General features: G+C 74.2%; 14 protein-coding genes, 1 tRNA gene and 1 pseudogene. 11 read left to right on the forward strand and 5 right to left on the reverse strand.

What is annotated here, in order from left to right:
- The first annotated feature begins 140 nt into the window (after window positions 1–140).
- The 3 genes from K353_RS11825 (at window position 141) to K353_RS11835 (ending at window position 1,975) form a co-directional block, all read left to right on the forward strand.
- The gene (locus K353_RS11825; protein ID WP_100836040.1) at window positions 141–578 is read left to right on the forward strand and encodes a DUF3052 domain-containing protein; all 438 of its coding nucleotides are present in this window, start codon (window positions 141–143) and stop codon (window positions 576–578) included.
- A 213-nt stretch (window positions 579–791) separates the two neighbouring features.
- Entirely contained in the window at window positions 792–1,250 is a 459-nt protein-coding gene (locus tag K353_RS11830; RefSeq protein WP_111553536.1) for a peroxiredoxin, read from the forward strand.
- Between the two features lie 149 nt (window positions 1,251–1,399).
- Window positions 1,400–1,975, forward strand: a complete 576-nt coding sequence (locus K353_RS11835) for a TerD family protein (protein WP_111553665.1) — start codon at window positions 1,400–1,402, stop codon at window positions 1,973–1,975.
- A gap of 57 nt (window positions 1,976–2,032) precedes the next feature.
- Here the strand turns inward: K353_RS11835 and K353_RS11840 are convergent, their stop codons facing one another.
- Window positions 2,033–4,402, reverse strand: coding sequence for a serine/threonine-protein kinase (locus tag K353_RS11840; RefSeq protein WP_111553537.1), 2,370 nt, complete (start codon window positions 4,400–4,402; stop codon window positions 2,033–2,035).
- Window positions 4,403–4,916: 514 nt separating this feature from the next.
- Here K353_RS11840 and K353_RS11845 point away from each other — a divergent pair.
- The gene (locus tag K353_RS11845; RefSeq protein ID WP_111553538.1) at window positions 4,917–5,492 is read left to right on the forward strand and encodes a TerD family protein; all 576 of its coding nucleotides are present in this window, start codon (window positions 4,917–4,919) and stop codon (window positions 5,490–5,492) included.
- A 67-nt stretch (window positions 5,493–5,559) separates the two neighbouring features.
- Window positions 5,560–6,675: a DUF475 domain-containing protein gene (locus K353_RS11850; RefSeq protein WP_111553539.1), complete on the forward strand. Its 1,116-nt coding sequence runs from the start codon at window positions 5,560–5,562 to the stop codon at window positions 6,673–6,675.
- Window positions 6,676–6,821: 146 nt separating this feature from the next.
- Here the strand turns inward: K353_RS11850 and K353_RS11855 are convergent, their stop codons facing one another.
- Entirely contained in the window at window positions 6,822–7,949 is a 1,128-nt protein-coding gene (locus K353_RS11855) for a DUF2637 domain-containing protein (protein WP_111553540.1), read from the reverse strand.
- A 216-nt stretch (window positions 7,950–8,165) separates the two neighbouring features.
- On the opposite strand from K353_RS11855, the gene K353_RS11865 reads away from it, so the two are divergent.
- The gene (locus tag K353_RS11865; RefSeq protein ID WP_199528076.1) at window positions 8,166–8,909 is read left to right on the forward strand and encodes a Tellurium resistance; all 744 of its coding nucleotides are present in this window, start codon (window positions 8,166–8,168) and stop codon (window positions 8,907–8,909) included.
- A gap of 126 nt (window positions 8,910–9,035) precedes the next feature.
- Here the strand turns inward: K353_RS11865 and K353_RS36845 are convergent, their stop codons facing one another.
- The gene (locus K353_RS36845; RefSeq protein ID WP_305000292.1) at window positions 9,036–10,127 is read right to left on the reverse strand and encodes a TerD family protein; all 1,092 of its coding nucleotides are present in this window, start codon (window positions 10,125–10,127) and stop codon (window positions 9,036–9,038) included.
- 370 nt (window positions 10,128–10,497) lie between these two features.
- Between K353_RS36845 and K353_RS11875 the strand changes: the two genes are divergently transcribed.
- From K353_RS11875 to K353_RS11885, 3 genes and pseudogenes are all read left to right on the forward strand, one after another.
- Window positions 10,498–11,670, forward strand: a complete 1,173-nt coding sequence (locus K353_RS11875; RefSeq protein ID WP_111553542.1) for an HpcH/HpaI aldolase/citrate lyase family protein — start codon at window positions 10,498–10,500, stop codon at window positions 11,668–11,670.
- Window positions 11,671–11,976: 306 nt separating this feature from the next.
- Window positions 11,977–14,504, forward strand: a pseudogene (locus K353_RS11880) (phosphoribosyltransferase).
- Between the two features lie 29 nt (window positions 14,505–14,533).
- Window positions 14,534–15,352: an HAD family hydrolase gene (locus K353_RS11885; protein ID WP_111553543.1), complete on the forward strand. Its 819-nt coding sequence runs from the start codon at window positions 14,534–14,536 to the stop codon at window positions 15,350–15,352.
- Between the two features lie 38 nt (window positions 15,353–15,390).
- On the opposite strand, the gene K353_RS11890 is transcribed toward K353_RS11885, so the two are convergent.
- Together K353_RS11890 and K353_RS11895 are read right to left on the reverse strand one after the other, a co-directional pair.
- Window positions 15,391–15,600: a zinc ribbon domain-containing protein gene (locus K353_RS11890; protein ID WP_111553544.1), complete on the reverse strand. Its 210-nt coding sequence runs from the start codon at window positions 15,598–15,600 to the stop codon at window positions 15,391–15,393.
- Window positions 15,601–15,661: 61 nt separating this feature from the next.
- A complete protein-coding gene (locus K353_RS11895) occupies window positions 15,662–16,915 on the reverse strand; it encodes a hypothetical protein (protein WP_111553545.1) in 1,254 nt (417 codons plus the stop codon).
- A 183-nt stretch (window positions 16,916–17,098) separates the two neighbouring features.
- On the opposite strand from K353_RS11895, the gene K353_RS11900 reads away from it, so the two are divergent.
- Both K353_RS11900 and K353_RS11910 read left to right on the forward strand, forming a co-directional pair.
- A tRNA-Val gene (locus tag K353_RS11900) sits at window positions 17,099–17,170 on the forward strand.
- A gap of 1,000 nt (window positions 17,171–18,170) precedes the next feature.
- Window positions 18,171–19,433: a transcriptional regulator gene (locus tag K353_RS11910; RefSeq protein ID WP_111553547.1), complete on the forward strand. Its 1,263-nt coding sequence runs from the start codon at window positions 18,171–18,173 to the stop codon at window positions 19,431–19,433.
- Window positions 19,434–19,696 lie beyond the last annotated feature (263 nt).

Consider the following 19,696-nt stretch of genomic DNA (forward strand, 5'->3'; position numbering starts at 1 on the left):
AGTGGGCGGCGTGTCGCCGGGCGACACGTCAACCTTTGGGTGGGATCGGGGGTCGGGTACTTGCGCGAACCGCCGCTCCCGTGTGGACTACGGCCACAGCCCCGGCATGGACGCCGGGCCGAATACTGGAGGTTATTCCCGTGAGCGCGACCGCGGACCCCGCGGACAAGTCCAACCCGGCGCTTCGTCTGGGCTTCGAACAGGGCCAGATCATCCAGGAGCTCGGGTACGACGAAGACAGTGACCAGGAGCTCCGCGAGGGGATCGAGGACATCACTGGCTCCGAACTCGTCGACGAGGACTACGACGACGTCGCCGACGGCGTCCTGCTGTGGCACCGCGACGAGGACGGGGATCTCACCGACGCCCTGGTCGACGCCCTGGAGTACCTGGCAGAGGGCGGCCTGATCTGGCTGCTCACCCCGAAGACCGGCCGCGACGGGCACGTCGAGGCGCACGAGATCGCCGACGCCGCGAAGACCGCCGGTCTCTCGCAGACCAGCTCGGTGGCGATCGCCAAGGACTGGGCGGGCACCCGCCTGGCCACCCCGAAGGCCACGAAGACCGGCAAGCGCTGACCTTCGGACCCGGACCCGCGACGGGCCCCGCCGGCGACCTCGCCGGTGGGGCCCGTCGGCGTCCGGCCGCGACCCGCCCGGCCCCGGCCTGTTCACCCGCAGCGAACGCCTCCCCCGGACGGGCCCGCCCGGCTCACCCGGACGGCCGAACCCGGCGCGCCGGGTGGGAGGATCGTCCTGCCCGCACCACCGTCCAGGCAGGAAGGTCCCCCCATGACCATCGAGATCGGCGCCCAGGCCCCGGACTTCGAGCTGAAGAACCAGCACGGCGAGTCGGTGAGGCTCTCCGACTTCCGCGGCGAGAAGAACGTCGTCCTGGTCTTCTACCCGTTCGCCTTCACCGGGGTCTGCACCGGCGAGGTCTGCGAGATCCAGAAGGAGCTGCCGCGCCTGCAGAACGACGGGGTGCAGGTGCTCGCGGTCTCCAACGACTCGCCGTTCTCGCTGCGGGTCTTCGGCGACCAGCAGGGCCTGGAGTACCCGCTGCTGTCGGACTTCTGGCCGCACGGCGAGGTCTCCCGGGCCTACGGCGTCTTCGACGAGGACAAGGGCTGCGCGGTGCGCGGCACCTTCGTCATCGACCGGGAGGGCGTGGTCCGCTGGAGCGTCGTCAACGGCCTGCCGGACGCCCGGGACACCCAGGAGTACCTGGCCGCCCTCGGCGCGCTCTGAGCCTGCCGCCTCCGCCGCCTCCGTCGCTCGGCCCGGGAACCCGGCGGAACTTCCGCCGGGCGCCGGGCCGAGTCGCCGCCGCGGCCCGGGAACCCGGCACTACGATCGGGCCGTTGACGGAACGGGAACCCGACTTCTTGGAGGACCACGTGGGTGTCAGCCTGAGCAAGGGCGGAAATGTCTCGCTCACCAAGGAGGCGCCCGGCCTGACCGCCGTGGTCGTCGGCCTCGGGTGGGACGTGCGCACCACCACCGGCACGGACTTCGACCTGGACGCCAGCGCGCTGCTCTGCACCGAGCAGGGCCGGGTCCGGTCCGACGCCGACTTCATCTTCTTCAACAACCTGAAGAGCGCCGACGGCTCGGTCGAGCACACCGGCGACAACCTCACCGGCGAGGGCGAGGGCGACGACGAGCAGATCAAGGTGGACCTGGCCGGCGTCCCGGCCGACATCGCCAAGATCGTCTTCCCGGTGTCGATCTACGACGCGGAGAACCGGCAGCAGAGCTTCGGCCAGGTCCGCAACGCCTTCATCCGGGTGCTGAACCAAGCCGGCGGCGCCGAGATCGCCCGCTACGACCTCTCCGAGGACGCCTCGACCGAGACCGCGATGGTCTTCGGCGAGCTGTACCGCAACGGCGCCGAGTGGAAGTTCCGCGCCATCGGCCAGGGCTACGCCTCCGGCCTGCGCGGCATCGCGCAGGACTTCGGCGTCAACGTCTGACCCGGCGGCAGGACCGGCGCGGGCCGGGGCCGTCCGCGGCCCCGGCCCGCCGCGCCGCTACTCCGGCGGCAGCGCCATCACCAGGTTGCCCTGGACGGCGATCAGCAGGTCCTCGCCGCCGGCCAGGTGCCAGGGCAGCTCGGCGCCCGCGTTGGTCTGGAAGACCCAGCGGACCTTGTGGTTGACCACGTCGACGGCGTAGATGCCGCGGTCCCCGGTGGACACGAACAGGGTGTTCCGGACCAGCACCGGACTGGTGTCCATCGACACCTCGGTGGGCAGCTCCAGGTGCCACAGCTCGGTGCCGTCGGCGGCGTCGAAGGCCACCACCCGGGTCGGGGCGGTCGGGGTGTAGGTGGTGCCCTGGTAGGTGAGCGTCATGCCGCCGAGCACCGAGTACACGACGTGCCCGCCCGCCGCGGGCGGCGAGTACCACATCCGGGTCGAGCGGTCCGAGGTCTTCGCCCAGACCCGCTTGCCGTCGGAGACCCGCACGCCCTGGATGCCGTTCGGGTCGACCGAGCAGAACACCAGGCCGTCCTGGAGCACCGGCCGGTACTCCGAGCGCGAGTTGGTGGCGGCGAACCAGGTCTGGGCGCCGTCGGCCAGCGACCGGGCGACCAGGTTCTCCTTGCTGTCGGTGTAGAGCAGGGTGTCGGCGGTCAGGTCGGAGCTGACCGTGTAGTCGGCGGTCTGCTGGCGGTGCTGGTTCCACAGCATCGAGCCGTCCTCGCGGGACAGCGCCATGATGCCCTTGCCGGTCCTGGCGCCCATGTCGGGCATGCCGTCGGCGTCCGTCTGCAGGTACGAGCACATCGCGTACACGGCGCGGTCGTCGGCGTTCAGCACCGTGTCCGAGGCGATCTGGGTGCCGTTCGGCTTCCCCCGCTCGGACTGGTACTTCCACAGCACGGTGCCGGTGGCGGCGTCCACCGTGATCAGGTCGGAGACGGTGCCGTAGCTGACCGTGCCGCCCGCGCAGGCCAGGTGGTAGGCCATCGCGTCCTTGGTGATCCACCTCTCCTTCCCGTCGGCCAGGCCCACCGCGATCAGGTCGGCGCTGCCGAGGTGCAGCAGGCCGGGGGAGAAGGCCATGCCGAGGCTGCCGACGTTGCTCGCTTCGGTCCGGTACGTCCACAGCGGGGCCGGCGGCATGCCGGGGGCCCGGGACGGGGCGGCACTCGACGCGGCGGCCGGGACGGCCGGGGAGCCGGTCGGCGGGGCCGGGTCCGGGCCCGGGCCGGGCCGCTGACCGCCGCCCAGCGTCCAGGCGGTCAGGCCGCCCGCGCCGGCCAGCACCGCCGCGCCGCCGCCGAACAGCAGCGCCCGGCGGGACGGGCGGCGGCCCCCGGCGGCCGGCTCGGTGGGGTGCCCGACCGGCGCGGCGGCGCCGGTGGCCGCGCCGGCCGGGGCCGGGACGCCGGGGCGCAGGCGGACGGTGCCCGGGTCGGCGGGGGCGGACCGCTCGGTCGGGGTGCGGACGGCCGGGCCCGACCGGGGGTCGCGGGAGCGGACCGGCGCCTCCAGGTCCATCATCTCGGCGGCGCGGGCGGCGAGGTCCGAGGCCAGCGCGGCCGGCAGCCAGCCGGAGCGGACCGGGACGACCGCCTCGCCCAGCAGCCCGCCGAGTTCGGCGGGCGTCGGGCGGCCCGCCGGGTCCTTGGCCAGGCAGGCGGCGACCGCCGGACGCAGCGCCCCGGGCAGCCCCGACAGCTCGGGCTCGTCGTGCACCACCCGGTACAGCAGCGAGGCCGCGGACGGCGCCGCGCCGTCCTCGGCGTGGTCGAACGGGCCGCGGCCGGTGGCGGCGAAGACCAGCACCGAGCCCAGCGAGAACACGTCGCCGGCCGGGCCCAGCCGGCGTCCGGCGGCCTGCTCGGGGCTCATGAACCCGGGCGAGCCCACCACCACGCCGGTGGACGTCATCCGGTCGCCGTCCAGCGCCCGGGCGATGCCGAAGTCGATCACCCGCGGCCCGTCGGCGGCCAGCAGCACGTTGGACGGCTTGAGGTCGCGGTGCACCAGCCCGGCGGCGTGGATCGCGGCCAGCGCCCGGGCCAGGCCCGCACCCAGGGTGCGCACCGTCTCCACCGGGAGCGGCCCGTGGGCGCGCACCGCCTCGTCCAGCGCCGGGCCGAGCACGTACGCGGTGGCCAGCCAGGGCGACGGGCCGTCCCGGTCGGCGTCCACCACCGGGGCGGTGAAGGTGCCGCCCACGGACTGCGCGGCGGACACCTCGCGCCGGAACCGCTCGCGGAAGTCGGCGTCCCCGGCCAGGTCGGCGCGGACCACCTTGACCGCGACCGTCCGGCCGCCGGCGGAACGGGCCAGGTACACCCGGCCCATGCCGCCGGCGCCGAGTCCGGCCAGCAGGCGGTAGGGGCCGACCGACTCGGGGTCGGTGCGGTCGAGCGGTTCGAACGGCATCGCTCCGGTGCTCCCTCTGCTCGTCCGCGGGTCTCTGTTCGTCCGCGGGTCCCTGTTCGGCCGGGTGCCGTGCCGCGTGGTGCCCGGCCCGGCGGTCCCGGCAGCGTACCGGCCGGGCCCGGAGCGGCCCCGGGCGGTCTCCGGCCGTCTCCCGCAGGGGACTTCGCCGAGGTCCTCCGGGGCGTCGAGCCGGGGCGTCGGGCGGGCGTCGGGCGGTGGGCGAGGCCGCCGGGCGGGACGGGGGAGCTTGATAGATTCGGCGGCGATCCGCACACCGACCGGTGCGCGCGCGGGGCGGTCCGAGGCCGCCGGGCGGGGCGACCGGGTCGGCGGCCGCGCGGAGTTCAGGAAGTTCAGTCGGGTGTGCAGCACTGCACGGCCGCTCGGGGGCGTAGACCTCTTGGGGTGCGTCCGCCGGACGCGCCCGCCGGACCGGCCCTCCCGGGCGGGACGGCGGCGGTCCACCGCGTGCACGCCCCGGGAGCCCCGGAGACGGGAGCTGGGAGGAAGTCCGATGTCCGTCACCCTCGCCAAGGGCGGGAACGTCTCGCTCACCAAGGCCGCGCCGAACCTGACGCAGGTGCAGATCGGCCTCGGCTGGGACGCCCGGTCCACCACCGGCGCGCCCTTCGACCTGGACGCCAGCGCGCTGCTGTGCTCCAACGGCCGCGTCCTCGGCGACGAGTACTTCGTGTTCTACAACAACCTGCGCAGCCCCGAGGGCTCGGTCGAGCACCAGGGCGACAACCTCACCGGTGACGGCGACGGCGACGACGAGGTGGTGCAGGTGCACCTCGACCTGGTGCCCGTGCAGATCGACAAGGTCGTGTTCGCCGTCTCCATCTACGACGCCGACGCCCGGCTGCAGAGCTTCGGCCAGGTCTCCAACGCCTACATCCGGGTGGTCAACCTGGCGGACGGCGCCGAGATCGCCCGCTACGACCTCTCCGAGGACGCGTCCAGCGAGACCGCGATGATCTTCGGCGAGCTCTACCGCTACCAGGGCGAGTGGAAGTTCCGGGCCGTCGGCCAGGGCTACGCCTCGGGGCTGCGCGGCATCGCGCTCGACTTCGGCGTCAACGTCCAGTAATCCGGCCCACCGCAGCAGTTCAGTCCGGAATCGGTCAATTCCGGCAGCCAGAAAGGTAACCGACCCCGTGTTCCTCCGTACGTTCGGATGGTCCTTCGCCATCACGATCGCCGGCCTGATCGCCGCCGGCCTGATCTGGGGGGCCGAAGGATTCGGCGTCGTCCTGATCCTCTCGATCCTCGAGATCTCCCTGTCCTTCGACAACGCCGTCGTCAACGCCACCGTCCTGAAGCGGATGAACGCCTTCTGGCAGAAGCTGTTCCTGACGGTCGGCGTGCTGATCGCGGTCTTCGGCATGCGGCTGGTCTTCCCGCTGCTGGTCGTCGGCCTCACCGCGCACCTCAGCCCCGGCACCGTCATCGAGCTGGCGCTCGACTCCGGCAAGACCCACGACGGCCACACCTACGCCGAGTACCTCGACCTGGCCAACCCGGCCATCGCGGCCTTCGGCGGCGTCTTCCTGCTGATGATCTTCCTCGACTTCGTCTTCGAGGAGAAGGACTTCAACTGGCTGCGCTGGCTGGAGAAGCCGCTGGAGAAGATCGGCCGGCTGGACGCGCTCTCCTCGGTCGTCGCCCTGGTGGTGCTCGCCCTGTCCTCCCGCTTCTTCGCCGGTGACCGCGCCGAGACGGTGCTGCTGGCCGGCCTCTGCGGCCTCGCCACCTACCTCGCCGTCAACGGCCTCTCCGAGGTCTTCGAATCCGGACTGGAGGAGCAGCAGGAGGCCGAGGAGCAGGCCGAGCGCAGCGGCAAGTCGATCGTCCAGGTCGGCGGCAAGGCCGCGTTCTTCCTCTTCATCTACCTGGAGGTCCTCGACGCGTCGTTCTCCTTCGACGGCGTGGTCGGCGCGTTCGCCATCTCCCAGGACATCTTCCAGATCACCCTGGGCCTGGGCATCGGCGCCATGTACATCCGGTCGCTGACCGTCTTCCTGGTCCGCAAGGGCACCCTGGACGACTACGTGTACCTGGAGCACGGCGCGCACTACGCGATCGGTGCGCTGTCGCTGATCCTGCTCGCCTCGATCAAGTACCACATCCCGGAGATCGTCACCGGCCTGATCGGCGTCGCCTTCATCGGCGCGGCGCTGGCCTCCTCGATGGTCCGCAACAAGCGCCAGCAGGCGCTGGAGGACGCGGGAACGGGCGCGGGAACGGGAACGGGCGCGGGCGCGGAGGGCTAGCGACCGCCCGCCGACGGCCGTCGGCCCGCCGACGACGAGAGCCGCGCCCACCGGGATAACGATCCCGGTGGGCGCGGCTCTTCGTGCGTGCGGTGCGTGCGGCGCGTGGGTACGTGCGGCGCGTGCGGCGCGTGTGGTGCGGCTGCTCAGCCGAGCTGCTGCTCGATCGCCCGGAGCTTGCGCTCCAGCGAGTCCAGCTTCGGCATCGACAGGGTGTCCTCGTCCATCGTCAGGTCGATGCTCGACGAGTACGAGGAGGAGGAGCTGCTGCTCGACGCGTAGGGGGACGACGACGAGCTGCTGCCGGTGGACTCGACGGCCGCGCGGGGGCGGCGACCGGCGTTCAGGGCGGCGGGCTCCAGGGCGGAGGCGCCGACCCGGTCGAGGGTGGTCTCCTCGGCGGCTAGGGCAGGCTCCGTTGCGGACGGGGTGTCGCCACCGGCCGCGGCCAGGGCCGGGACCTGGCGGGCGTGCCGGGCCCGGGCCAGCACGCCGCCCTGGCGGGCGATCGCCTTCAGCTCGGCCCGCTCGCGGCGGTCGGCGCTGCGGGCGCGGAGCTTGGCGTCCATCTTGGCCTGCCGCTCCTCGCGCACCTCCTCGACGGCCTCGTCCAGGCTGCGGACGTTCTCCAGCAGCATCAGCGACCAGGCCGCGTAGGTCTCGCGCGGGGCGCGCAGCCAGCGGACCACCCGGATCTGCGGCAGCGGGCGGGGCACCAGGCCCTGCTCGCGCAGCGCGGCCCGGCGGGTCTGCTTGAGCGCCCGGTCGAACAGCACGGCCGCCGAGATCGACATGCCGGCGAAGAACTGCGGGGCGCCGTCGTGCGCGCCGCCGCGCGGGGCGTGCACCCAGTTGAACCAGGCGGAGGCGACGGCGAACAGCCACACCAGCATCCGGGAGCCGAGCGCGGCGTCGCCGTGGCTGGCCTCGCGGACGGCGAGGACCGAGCAGAACATGGCCGCGCCGTCCAGGCCGAACGGGACCAGGTACTCCCAGCCGCCGGACAGGTTCAGGTTCTGCTGGCCGAAACCGACCAGGCCGTGGAACGACAGCGCGGCGGCCACACCGGCGCAGCAGAACAGCAGCACGTAGGAGGCGCCGCCGTAGATGGCCTCCTTGCGGCGCCGGCGCTCCTCGCTCCGCTCCCACGAGTCGCCGGAGGACTCGTCGGGCTTGTTGTTCTTGAAGCGCAGGAAGGCCACCAGGATGGCGGTGAACAGCAGGGCTGCACCGCCTACCACGGCCCAGACCAGCTGTATGGAGGAGAGGTTCATCGCGGGGAGGGCCTCGGCTTTCCGCAGGGCAGGGGGAAGAGAGGTGACGCACGGTACACCTGTGCGGAGAGACGATATCGCGTCCGGGGAGCGGGCATCGTACGGGAGTGACGAACCCTCTGCCAGCAGGGCTCGCCGGGGCGCTGACGTTGACTCAGGGCCCCCCGGGTGGGTATGGAGAGGGCGAGGAAGGTACCGGTGCTGGGGGAGGACGCGATGGTCTCGGTGTGGGAGTTCCTGAAAGGGGACCGCAGCAACACCTTCGACACCGGAGGGCAGTTCAAGGTCACACTGACCAAGTCCCGGCCGCACCACGCCATCACCGGCACCGCGGCCACCACCGGCTACCTGTACATCAACCTGCACTGGTCGACCCGCAGCGCCGAGGGCCCGGGCGGGAGCGGCGCCCTGCGCCGCTTCTTCGACCCGCGCATCCTGCGCCCGCTGGCACCCGCCACCGCCGGGGTCGCGCCGGTCGGCGTCGACCTCGACCTGGCCTGCATGTACGAACTCGCCGACGGCACCCGGGGCGTGGTGCAGCCGCTCGGCCGGCTGTTCGGCGACCTGAACCGGCCGCCGTACATCAAGCTCTCCGGCGACGACGTGTCGGGCGCGCCCTCCGGCGAGACCATGCACATCAACCTGGAGAAGAAGGACCAGTTCAAGCGGCTGCTGATCTTCGTCTACATCTACGACGACACCCCGGCCTTCGACCGCACCCAGGCCGTGCTCACCATCGTCCCGCAGAGCGGCCCGCGGATCGAGATCCAGCTCGACGAGCGCGCCCCGGCGGCCCGTTCGTGCGCGGTGGTGCTGATCGAGAACGACGGGGGCGGCGAGCTGACGATCCGGCGCGAGGTGCGGTACGTGCACGGGTTCCAGTCCGACCTGGACCGGCTGTACGGCTTCGGCATGCAGTGGGAGCGCGGCTACAAGACGCCGTCCGAGCCCGGGAACTGACGGCCACGCCGGGGCGGCGGCGCGAGGGCCCCGCCCCGGTCGCTCTCCGGCCGCGCAGGGGCGGCCCCGGCGCGGGTGCCGCCGGGGTGCGGCGGTCGGTCCGGCGGTCGGCTTGGCGCGGGGCGCTCAGCGCGGCTGGAACTGCGGGCCCTGCGGCGGCAGGGCGAACGGGGCGCCCGACTGCTGCTGCGGGGGCTGGGCTTGGAGCTGCTGCGACTGCGACTGTGGCTGCTGGGGCTGGTGCTGGGGCGGCTGGGGTTGCTGCTGGGGGTAGCCGTAGCCCTGCGGCTGCTGCTGAGGCTGCGGCGGGGGGTAGCCGTACCCCTGGGCGGCGGCCGGCTGCGGGTAGCCGTAGCCGTAGCCGCCGGGCTGGGCCTGGGGCTGCGGGGGCTGCGGCGGGGGGTAGCCGTACCCGGCGGGCTGCGGCTGCTGCGGCGGCTGCTGGACGTGGTGGACGGTCGGCGGCAGCGCGGGCGGCGGCGGGGCGGTGACCGGCGCGGCCGGGGCCGGCTCCGGGGACGGGTCCGAGACCGGCCGGGAGCCCTCGGCGGGCGTCGCCGGGGCGATCGTCCAGTCGTCCTCGTCGACCGGCAGCGGCGCGGGCCGCGGCTCGGCGTCCGGGCCGGGGACGCGGACGTCGCCGCTGTGGTCGGTCAGGACGACCGCGGAGCCGCCCGGGGCGGCGTCCTCGTCCTCGACGGCGATGCCGAAGTCGGTGGCCAGCGCGACCAGTCCGTCCAGGTAGCCCTGGCCGACCGCCCGGAACTTCCAGCCCCCGGCCCGGCGGTACAGCTCGGCGGCGACCAGCGCGGTCACCTGCTCGTGCTCGTCGATCGCGAACTCGGCCAGCGCGGGCGCCCCCTCGGGTGCCGCCGCGTCGAACAGCAGCACCCGCAGTCCGGGCACCGCGGGGAACGCGCCGCCCTCCGCCGAACCGGCCAGCACCACCCGGTCGATCTCGGGCGGCAGCTGGGCCAGGTCGATCTCCAGCCCGTCCCGCACCGTCCCGTCCGCGGTCTGCTTGGGCAGGTGCCGGACCAGGCCCGACGGGTGCCGCGGCTGGTTGTAGAACACGAAGTCGGTGTCGTCGCGGACCTTGCCCCGGTCGGTCACCAGCAGCGCCGAGGCGTCCACGTCCGGGACGCCCGGGGTGTCCGTCCACCGCAGGACGGCACGGACGGCGTCGGCCGTCAGCGGGATGTTTGCGCCCTTCGCCATCACGTGCGTCATAGCGCACCATCCTGCCGTCTTCCGGGGGCCCGGGACAATGCGGGGTTGCGGCATCGGCGAGCCCCGCCGGCGGGCCCCTTCCGGGCGCTCCGGGGGTGCTCCGGGGGTGCTCCGGGGGCGGGGCGGCGCCGGTGCCGATGACAGCGCGGACAAACTTGCGAGAATTCGATGTTTCGAACTCTTTCGCGGAGGTCATCCGCCCGTACGATGAACCGCCGACGGCCCCGGCGCTCCGCACCCCGCGACGGTGTCGGCGTTCCGGCGAACTTTCCGGCCGCGCCGACCGTCCCACGGGAGGGAGAGGCGTCAGCCGTTCCCGCCGTCGGCGGACCCCACCAGACCACAGCGGGAGAGCACTTTGCGCCACTTCGGGCATCTCGCGGACGACGTCCGCACCCGGCTCTTTCACGAGCAGCCCGCCGCTTTCGACCGCGACAGCGAGGCGTCCGTCCTCGCCACCGCGCTCGGCGCCACGCTCTACAGCCCCGCCACCCGGCCCACCCTGGCCCGCGACATCCGGAAGCAGGCCGCCCGCGGGGTGGTCTCGATGGTGCTCTGCCTGGAGGACGCGATCGCCGACCACGAGGTCGACGACGCCGAGCAGAACCTGGTCGCCCAGCTCACCGCGCTGGCCGGGCAGGGCGCCGACGCCGAACTGCCGCTGCTGTTCGTCCGGGTCCGGGCCGCCGAGCAGATCACCGACCTGGCCGGCCGCCTCGGCCCCGCGCTGCGCCTGCTCAGCGGCTTCGTGGTGCCCAAGTTCACCGAGGACAGCGGCCTGCCCTTCCTGGAGGCGCTGACCGACGCCGAGGAGCGCACCGGACAGCGGCTGTTCGTCATGCCGGTGCTCGAATCGCCCGAACTCGCCCACCTGGAGAGCCGCCGCGACCAGCTGCACGGCATCGCCCGGCTGCTCGACAAGCACCGCCCGCGGGTCCTCGCCGTCCGGCTCGGCGTCACCGACCTGTGCTCCGCGTACGGGCTGCGCCGCTCGCCCGACCTGACCGCCTACGACGTGGCCCTGGTGGCCGGCGTGATCGGCGACGTGGTCAACGTGCTCGGCCGGGCCGACGGCACCGGGTACACCGTCACCGGGCCGGTCTGGGAGTACTTCCCGCTGCACGAGCGGATGTTCAAGCCGCAGCTGCGCCGCACCCCGTTCACCGAGGCCACCCCGCCCGCCGACGGGGTCCGCCAGCGGCTGATCGAGCACGACCTGGACGGGCTGATCCGGGAGATCGAACTCGACCGGGCCAACGGCCTGCTCGGCAAGACCTGCATCCACCCCAGCCACGTCGCCGCCGTGCACGCGCTGTCCGTGGTCACCCACGAGGAGCTGTGCGACGCCCGGGACATCCTCCAGCAGCACCGCGGCGGCGGCGGGGTCAGCCGCTCCGCGTACACCAACAAGATGAACGAGGCCAAGCCGCACCGGGCCTGGGCGGAGCGGGTGCTGCTGCGGGCCGAGGTGTTCGGCGTGGCCCGGCCCGAGGTCACCTTCGCGGAGCTGCTGTCGGCCTGCGTGTGCTGACCGGCGGGGTCCTCGGCGGGCGGGTCCTCGGCGGGTGGGGTCCTTGACCGGCAAGTCTTTTGACGGAGTGTCAGCCGATCGGTCGATGGCCGGGTCGGCCGTTCGGCGCGCCGGGAGCGGCCGGTCGGTGCGCGGACGCTGGCCGGTCGGATGATCCGGGGACGCTGGCGCGCCCCGTAGGCTCGAACCCGAACCGCACAGCCGTGCGCCCGCGTCCGTCCCACTGGCACCACCCGTACCGCTTGACCCGCCCGCACCCGACCACCCGCACCGTCCGTACCTGCCTGCCCGTCGAGAGGAGCCCCGATGACCGCCGACACCGACACCGACACCACCGCCCCCGGGCCGGTCGGGGCCGATCCCTGGCCCGGCCAGTGGGTCACCGACCGGCTCGGCCTCCGCCTCACCGGCGGGCCCGAGCTGACCGGGCTGATCGGCCTCGCCCTGCGGGTCAACCCCCGGCGGGCCCACCTGCTGGTCTCCCGGGTGCTGGGCAAGCACGTCCCGCAGCGGCCCGCGGCGGTGCACGGCGCCGGGCTCGACCTCGGCCGCCGGGTCGCCGACCTGCTCGGTCCGGCGGACGCCGCGCGCGCCGTCGTGCTCGGCTACGCCGAGACCGCCACCGCCCTCGGCCACAGCGTCGCCGACGGGCTCGACGCGCCCTACCTGCACTCCACCCGGCGGCCCGTCCCCGGCGTCGCCCCGCTCGGCGGCTTCGAGGAGGAGCACTCGCACGCCACCAGCCACCTGCTGCTCCCCGAGGACCCGGAGCTGCTGGCCGGCGACGGCCCGCTGGTGCTGGTCGACGACGAGTTCTCCACCGGCACCACCGTCATCAACACCATCCGCGCCCTGCACGCCGCGCACCCGCGCGAGCGGTACGTCGCCGTCGCCCTGGTCGACCTGCGCACCCCCGCCGACCGGGCCCGGCTGCACGCAGCCGCGGCCGAGCTCGGCGCCCGCCTCGACCTGGTCGCCACCGCCGCCGGCGGTGTCGACCTGCCGGCGGACGTGCTGGACCGGGCCCGCGAGCTGATCGCCGCCGCCCCCGCGCCCCCGCCGCCCACCGGTCCGCTCGGCGAGCTGACCAGGGCCGACCTGCCCTGGCCCGCCGACCTGCCCGACGGCGGCCGGCACGGCTTCACCCCCGCCCACCGCCGCCGCCTCGACGCCGCCCTGCCCGCCCTCGGCGCCGCCCTCGCCGAGGCCGTCGGCCCCCGCCCCGGCCGGGTCCTGGTGCTCGGCTGCGAGGAGCTGATGTACGCCCCGCTGCGGCTCGCCGGGGCCCTCCAGCAGGCCCGGCCCGACGCCGAGGTGCGGTTCTCCACCACCACCCGCTCCCCGGTGTTCGCCCTCGACGACCCCGGCTACGCCATCCGCACCCGCCTCGCCTTCGCCGCGCACGACGACCCGGCCGACCGCTCCACCGAGCGCTACGCCTACAACGTCGCCCCCGGCGCCGACCCCGCCCGCCGCTTCGACACCGTCGTCCTGGTCGTCGACGACCCCGCCGACACCCCCGCCCTGCACCACGGCCCGGCCGCCCTGCTGCCCGCCCTGCGCACCGCCACCGACCGGGTGGTGCTCGCCGTTCTCCCGTCGTACCGCCCCGCGACACCCGCCTGACGCCCCGCTGCCCGAGCATGTCCGTTACTCGTCGAAGGCACAGCATGACCGCACACACCGTCCCGTCCCCGCCCACCGCCCGCCCGCTGCACGGCCCGGACTTCTCCAGCTACCCGGCCGCCGACGTCACCTGGCTGCTCAAGGACCTCTCCGACGTCCACCTCGAAGCGCCCACCGAGGAGCGCGAGGAGGCCGTGCAGTCCGGCGGCGCCCACTACGCCGAGTCGCTGCCCGTCGAGTACCAGCCCAGCCCCGAGTACCAGCAGCTCTTCCACACCGCGCTGGCCGCCTCCACCACCCGGCTGGCCACCGCCGTCGGCGCCGTCGCCGAGACGCTGCTGCGCGAGCGCGGCCCGCACCTGGTGCTCGCCTCGCTCGCCCGGGCCGGCACCCCCGTCGGCGTCCTGATCCGCCGCTGGCTGGCCCACGCGCACGGCCTCGACGTGCCGCACTACACCGTCTCCATCGTCCGCGGCCGCGGCATCGACCAGGTCGCCCTGCGCCACCTCGCCGCCCACCACCGCCCCGCCGACGTGGTCTTCGTCGACGGCTGGACGGGCAAGGGCGCCATCACCCGCGAGCTCGAACAGGCCCTGGCCGGCACCGGCTTCGACCCCGAGCTCGCCGTCCTCGCCGACCCCGGCGGCTGCGTGCGCACCTACGGCACCCGGGACGACTTCCTGATCCCCTCCGCCTGCCTCAACTCCACCGTCTCCGGCCTGGTCTCCCGCACCGTGCTGCGCGCCGACCTGATCGGGCCGGACGAGTTCCACGGCGCCAAGTTCTACCGCGAGCTGGCCGGGGCCGACGTCTCCCGCCAGTTCGTCGACACCGTCGCCGCCGCCTTCCCGGCCGTCGCCGACGCCGTCGCCGCCGAGGCCGCCCGGCTCGCCACCGCCGACCGCACCCCCACCTGGGAGGGCTGGGCCGCCGTCGAGCGGATCAGCGCCGAGTACGGCATCGACAGCGTCAACCTGGTCAAGCCCGGCGTCGGCGAGACCACCCGGGTGCTGCTGCGCCGCGTCCCCTGGCGCATCCTGGCCCGCCGCGGCGCCGGGGCCGACCTCGACCACGTCCGCCTGCTCGCCGCCCAGCGCGGCGTCCCCGTCGAGGAGGCCGACGACCTGCCGTACACCTGCGTCGGCCTCATCCACCCGCGCTACACCCGCGGCGCCACCGGCGCGGACGGCACCGCCGTCCGGACCTGACCCGCCCCCGAACGAAGGAGACCCCGCCCGTGCCGCAGTTCCTGGTCGCCAGCGACCTCGACCGCACCCTCGTCTACTCCAACCGCGCCCTCGCCCTGGACGTGCCCGACCGGCTCGCCCCACGGCTGCTGTCGGTGGAAGTGCACGACGGCAGGGCGCTCTCCTTCATGACCGAACAGGCCGCCGCGCTGCTCGCCGAGATCGCGGTCCTCGCCCCGGTCGTCCCCATCACCACCCGCACCCGCACCCAGTACGAGCGGATCAACCTCCCCGGCCCCACCGCCGACTGGACCCCGCCGTACGCGGTCTGCGCCAACGGCGGCCACCTGCTCGTCGACGGCGTCCCCGACCAGGACTGGCAGCGCGCGATCCGCGCCCGCCTCGACGCCGAGAGCGCGCCGCTGGCCCAGGTCGTCGAACACCTCGCCATCGCCGCCGACCCGGAGTGGACCCACAAGCGGCGGGTCGCCGACGAGCTCTTCGCCTACCTGGTCGTCGAACGGGCCGAGCTCCCGCCCGGCTGGATCGCCGAACTCAGCGCCTGGTGCGCCGAACGCGGCTGGAAGGTCTCCCTCCAGGGCCGCAAGGTCTACGCCGTCCCCGCCCCGCTCTCCAAGAGCGCGGCCCTCGCCGAGGTGCGCCGCCGCACCGGGGCCGAGACCGTCCTGGCGGCCGGCGACTCCCTGCTCGACGCCGAACTCCTGCTCGCCGCGGACCTCGCCTGGCGCCCCGGCCACGGCGAACTCGCCGAGACCGCGTGGACGGCGGAGGGCGTCACCGCCCTCACCGAGACCGGGGTGAGCGCGGGGGAGGAGATCCTCCGGCAGATGCTCAAGCACCTCGGCTGAGGGACCCCGCGCCCCGCGCTGCACGCACCCCGCGCGCGCTACCCGCAGCAGCCCCCGCCACAGCACCCGCCGCCGCCGGCGGGAGCCGGGGCGGCGGCCGCCGCACCGGTCACGGCGACGGTGGAGAGCAGCTTGACGGTGTCGGGGTGGCCCTCCGGGCAGGTGGCCGGGTCGTTCGCCCGGGCCATCGGACGGTTGAGCTCGAAAGTGGCGCCGCAGGAGCGGCAGCGGAAGTCGTAGCGAGGCATACCGAGCAGGGTACCCAGCGTCCGGGGCCCGACCGGGGTTCAGCGCCCGTTCAGTGCCCGTTCAGTGCCCGCGGATCATCGAGACCACCTCGGCCGCGGTCTCCCGGACGGCGGCCAGCTCCGTCAGGAAGCGCCAGTAGTCGGGGTGCCGCCCGGCCTCCTCCAGGGTGGCGACGGCCCGGTCGAGGCGGCCCACCGCGGCGTCCAGCGGACCCGCGTGGCGCGGGTCCGGGGCCTGGCGGCCGGCCATCGCGAGGCGCTGGGCGTCGCGCAGCGCGAACCGGGCCCGCTCGATCTCGCGGTGCGGGTCGTGCTGGACTTCGTTGAGCTGCTGCAACCGGTCGTTGACCGCGTCGACCGCGCCCCCGGCGGTGTCGAGCAGGGCGCGCACGGTGCCGATCGCGGCCGTCGCGTCCGCCCAGCGCTGCTCGTCGCGGGCCCGGCCCGCCTCGGTCAGCCTGGCGCGGGCGGTGCGGACGGCGTCGGCGGTCTGCGCGGGCACCTGCTGGAGGTCCTGCCAGCAGGCCGTCGAGAACCGGCGGCGCAGCTCGCTGAGCGCCGGGTCGACGGTGTGGGCCCGGTTCTCCAGCGCGTCGATCCGGGTCCGCAGCGAGGCCACCCGGCGGTCGATCTCGGCAGCCCGCTCCGGCAGGTGCGCCGCCTCGCTGCGGACGGCCTCGGCCCGCCGGGCCACGTCCTCGGCCCGCTGCAGGGTGGCGGGCACGCCGTGCTGCGAGACGCCCTGGTTGAGCCGGGTCAGCTCGGGCGCCAGCTCGGCCAGCCGGGCCGCCAGGTCGTCCGCGCGCAGGCCCGCGCCGCGGACCTGCTCCAGGGCGGTGGTCGCGGCGAGCAGCGCCTGCTTGGCCCGCTCGACCGCGGGCGTGACCCGGATCAGCTGGGCCTCGGCGTGGTCGAGGACCGGCTGCAGGCGGCTGACAAAGGTATCCAGCTCGGTCCGCTTGGCGTCCAGCTCGCGCTTGGCCTGCTCCAACTGCTGCTTGGCCCGGGAGACCGCGCCCGGGTCGGTCTCGGCGGACTCCAGGTCGACCGCGTCCAGCGCGCCCAGGTAGGCGACGGTGACCTGGTCGATCCGGGCGGTCAGGTCGGCGAAGTCCTGCTCCACCCGGCGCGCGGTGGCGGGCTCGCCCGCGGACTTCACGGTCTCCACCGCGAGCAGCGCGTCCCGCTGGGCCGAGTCCAGCTCGTAGAACGACTCCTGGGCGGCCTCCCGTGCCGCCCGGGCGTCCGCCCGCACGCCGTCCCGCCGGCCACCGCCCCACCAGCCGCCCCGACCCCCGCCACCGCCGCCGGCCACCCTCACCACGTGCTCCCTGCTCCGTATCCGTCCCGCCGCTTCCCCGCCATTCTTGCCGATCACCCGCCCCGTCCGGCACCCCCCGTCCGTCTCCCCCACCGGACAGGGGGCGGCGGAGCACCCTCCGGACCGGGTAGTCTGTCCACTCGTCGTGTGACCGGCCGCGCCGGTCCACTTCGGCGAGGGCGCATAGCTCAGCGGTAGAGCGCCGCCCTTACAAGGCGGATGTCGGCGGTTCGAAACCGTCTGCGCCCACCTCGCCAGCAGGGAAGACGCGGCAAAGGCCCAGCTCAGAGTGCAACTCCGGGCCGGGCCTTTCTCGTGGACCGCGCCTTCTCCGCGCTTACCCGCGCAAGGTCTACGGTCTGGCTACGCGGGCGGTCCTCCTGAATTCCCCTAAGCGATCATGGTGTTTCCGTAGGTGGCGCCCACCAGGAGCGCGAAGTGCCCCCAGTCGGCACCTGCGACCGGGGCTGGGGGCACTTCTGCGGCTCCCGGCGGAGGGGGGCGGTCTTCCTGCCCGGGAGCCGGCGCGGCAGTCTCCGCCCTGGACGGTCGCCGCGCTCGCCGGGCCAGTGCGATGCGGCGAACACACCTGGCATGCGCCCGGCATCGTCACCGGCCCGACTCCCGTCGTCCGGCGTCCGATCAGGGCGGGCGCTGAACGGCGGGTGATCAGGAGGCCCGGCCGAGTGGCTACGGCCGGGTCCCGGGCGGCGGAGACCCGGGGCAGTCGCGGTGGTTGCGGATCGCGTCGGAGTGCGAGTTGATCGTCGCGATGTACTCGCCGCGCCCGTAGCCGCCGCACCGGAGGCGGTACCCGAGTGTCAGGCCCTCCGGTTCGACGTGGTCCCCGTCGGCCGACTGCTGCCGGCCGTTCACGCCGACCGCCGGACGGTGGCATCGAGGTCGACGTCCCGGCAGTCGGAGGCGTCCGGGTTCTTGTCGCGACCGATGCCTGTCCGGCAGCGGTCGCACGCCCGGCACTTCCGGTACGCGTCGGGGTCCGGCGGCCACGGGATGGCGTGCGGCCGTCGCTTCGTCGTGCCCATAGGTAGTCCTCTGATCGCCGAAGAGCGGCACCAGGCGGTGCAGGACCAGAGTCGGCCATTCAGGGCGGCGCATGTATGCCTTAACAATGCCTCTTTGATGCCTCTTTGATGACTTTCAGCGCTATACATCCGAGTGACAGTCACTCAAACGACGGCCCACACAGTACCGTTGAGGCCCGAGACGAGCTCACCAGGAGGGTCGGGTGGCACGCACCACCGACGGCAACACCGCCCTGCGAGCGGCCATGCTGGCCGCCGGAATCGGCAGCAACCGCGCACTGAGAGAAGCGCTGGAACGCACCGGCCGCAGCCTCGGCATCCCGCAGTACAGCGTCAGCGTCCGCCAGATCGCCCGTTGGCTCGCCCCCAACCCCCCACGTCCCCGCGACGAGCACCAGCGCGTGATCGTGGAGCTGCTGAGGATGCCCCTCTCCCGGCTCGGCTTCGGCGGCGCCCAGCAGCACACCGGGCCCGGGCCGGCCCCCGTCATCCCGCCCGCCATCCACCCCGCCGTACCGCACCCGGCCCGGGCCGACGGCGTCCAGCCGGACACCATCGGGAGCGCCTACGCGGCCATCACCGCCGCGCACCGGCACATGTACTGGTCCGTCGCCCCCGCCGCCCTGCACCGATCCGTCGCCGAGCACGCCGCGCTGGGCGAAGCCCTGCTCGGCCAGACGTCCGGCGTCGCCCGCCGCGTGCTCGCCGCGGCCCTCGCCGAGTCGCTGCTGCTGCTAGGCCGGATCGAGTTCTTCGACCTGCGCCAGGTCGCCGCCGCCGACGGGACGTTCGTGCGCGGGCTGCAAGCCGCCGGCACCGCTGACGACGCACTGCTCGGTGCTGCGGTCCTCGGACACGCCGCGTTCGTCCCCGGCTGGGCCGGGCGGCGCGAGGAGATGGCCGACCGGATGCGCGGTGCCCGCGCGTATGCCCGCCGAGGGGGCGCGCCCGCCGAGGTGCACGCTTGGCTGGACGCCGTCGAGGCCGAGTGCCTCACCCGCTGCCAGGACGTCCGCGGTGCCCTGTCCATCCTCAACCGCGCCAGCGATCTCCTGGCCGGCGCCGAGCCCGCAGTGCTGCCGGAGTGGTTCACCTGGTTCAACCCCACCCGGCTGACTGCGTTCAGGGGGAACGCCGAGCTGACCGCCGGCCACCTGCCCCAGGCCCGCGAGAGTCTGGCCCGCGCGCTGGACGGGCTCGGCGACTCGGACGGCAAGCAGGCTGTCGTCGTGCTCGCTGATCTTGCCACCGTCGAAGCTCGGGCCCGGCGCCCCGAGGACGCGTGCCGCCACCTGGTGGCCGCGTTGGAGCAGCTGCGGATCACCTGGTACGAGACCGGCATGGAGCGGGTGCGCGAGGCGCGCGGGCTGCTGACGGAGTGGGAGGACACGGCGGCCGTCCGGGCCGTGGACGACCGCCTCTACTCCTGGCCCGCCACCCTCAGCTCGCTGCAGCGCTGGCGTTGAACTTGGCGAGCAGCCGCAATTGTCCGGCGGGCGCCCTGTGGTGAGCGGATACGGCCTTCGTCCGCACGTACCTTGAGCGTCCGTCCGATGGCCCGTCGGCCCGTCGGCCCGTCGGCCCGTCGGCTCGTGGACGGCAAGGGTCCACGGTATTGACGGAGACCCGCCAAGTGCCTACGTTCGGGAGAGCTCCGCACCCCCTTTCGCGCTCCTCGACCGACCGTTCATCGCGCGGGCGCTTTTCCTTGCACGGGCACTTTTGACAA

The sequence above is a fragment of the Kitasatospora sp. SolWspMP-SS2h genome (genome assembly GCF_003259315.1).
GTDB lineage: Bacteria > Actinomycetota > Actinomycetes > Streptomycetales > Streptomycetaceae > Kitasatospora > Kitasatospora fiedleri.